This is a genomic window from Plantactinospora sp. B5E13 (assembly GCF_039871775.1).
Lineage (GTDB): Bacteria > Actinomycetota > Actinomycetes > Mycobacteriales > Micromonosporaceae > Plantactinospora.
In genome coordinates this window covers 1-1,730 of sequence record NZ_JBDPLT010000103.1, presented here as the reverse complement: position 1 = coordinate 1,730, position 1,730 = coordinate 1, and the positions used below count along the sequence as shown (strand labels likewise).

Sequence of the window (1,730 nt, the reverse complement as noted above, 5' to 3'; positions counted from 1 at the left end):
TCCCCACCCCGGGGAGCCGGCCCGCTCCGTCGTACCCGACGCAGGGTCAGTCGGCCGGCCGTTCTCCGGCGAACCGGATGATCAGCCGGGCGACCACGACGGCGTAGCCGACCAGGACCAGGGCGAGCGGTGGGAGGAGAGCCATCGGCTCGACCCCGACCACGCTGACCGCGACGATCAGGGCGACGGCGAGCGCCGCGAGGATCACCCGCTGTCGGGGCAGGCGTCCCAGGGAGATCCGCTGCAGGGCCAGGCCGCAGAGGATCCAGGTTCCGAGTGAGACGGCGACCAGCAGACGCAGGATGCCGGGCAGTTCCGGTGAGTCGGCGGCAACGTGTCGGACGATCTGCCCGAGGGCCCAGCCGAACAGCACCATGGCCGCGCCGAGCAGCCCGTGTACGGCCGCGTACTCGACCCCGGCCTGGAGTCGGGGGCTGCTCAACCCGCTGCTCACGAAGGTGCTGTAGACCCACCACACCGAGGCCGGGATCGCGAAGGCGACGACCGCGGTCAGCGCGACCGACGCTGACGGGCGGGCCGGCACCGCGTCGAGCAGGTCGGTCAGACTCACTCCCAGCAGAATGATGGTGAACTGTCCGAACCGCTCGGGTAGGTGCAGCGGATGGACCGGGTGCCGGATCAGCCGGCGGCGGCCGAGCCACGGGGTCAGCAGTTCGATGGCCAGCGCGACGATCCAGAACACCGGCCGGGTGTGCACCGGGGCGGCGAGCGAGGCGGCCCAGAGCAGCCAGCCGGTGCCGAATCCGGTCAGGTAGACGGTGGTCAGCTCCCGTACGACCGGACCGGTGCTGCGGACCCGGAGATAGAGCACGAGCAGGGTGCCGCGTACGACGAGGTAGCCGATCGGTAGGAGCAGCGTGTTCGGCGCATCCTCGACGCCGACCGCCATGCTGCCGGCGCCGATCATGCAGACGAGTACGGCGAGCCGGTGTGTGAAGTCGTCCGGGTCGAAGCGGGTGTCGTAGAACGCCTGCCCGCCCCAGGCCCACCAGACGACAACGTAGAGACCGGCGGTTTCGAGGATCTCCCCACCGGCGGGGGTGGCGTCGGGCAGGCGCTGCTGCACGGCGAGCAGCGCCAGGACAAAGACCAAGTCGAGGAAGAGTTCCAGCCAACTGGCGTGTCGTTCCTGCTCCTCCTGGTTCGGCAGGGCGGACGGTTCGAGCCCCCATCGGGCGGCGATCCGGGATGGCCGGAGTTCGACGCGTCGGCGGCGCCGGTCCGGCGTACCGGATCCGTCCGCCTTTTGCCGTTCCGGGCTCACAGGCGGTAATCATCTCGGTTCGCCACCCGGGCCGGGAGGCAAATCACAGACCGGCTCGGGATACGTGTGGCCGGACAGTGACGTGAGAACCTTTGGTGGGAAAAGTAGCGGATCGCGGCTTTAATCCATCAGCCGTTCGGCTAGATTTCGTGGAGACTAACGGTCTAGAGTGATGACCTGAACGGACCACCAGACGCGCCCATCCACAGACGCCCACGACCCACAGACGCCCACACGCTCGGTGCAGGGAGGACCACCATGACCGCGACCACCAACCGGCAAGTAGTCACACCCCACACCACCGCAACCCCCGACCCCGCCACCCTCACCGACAGCGCCACCAACCTCCTGCACACCCTCGCCGCGCTGCCCACCAACCACCCCGACCGGGCCACCCTGCGCGACAAGACCATCGAAGCCTGGCTCCCCCTGGCCAACCACCTCG

The 1,730-nt window shown here is 69.2% G+C and carries 1 protein-coding gene and 1 pseudogene; one reads left to right on the top strand and one right to left on the bottom strand.

The features are described 5' to 3' along the window. Positions 1 to 46: 46 nt before the first annotated feature. A complete protein-coding gene (locus tag ABGB05_RS36840) occupies positions 47 to 1,285 on the bottom strand; it encodes a low temperature requirement protein A (RefSeq protein ID WP_347658662.1) in 1,239 nt (412 codons plus the stop codon). A gap of 258 nt (positions 1,286 to 1,543) precedes the next feature. Between ABGB05_RS36840 and ABGB05_RS36835 the strand changes: the two are divergent. Beyond that, positions 1,544 to 1,730, top strand: a pseudogene (locus tag ABGB05_RS36835) (RNA polymerase sigma factor SigF); the annotation flags it as partial.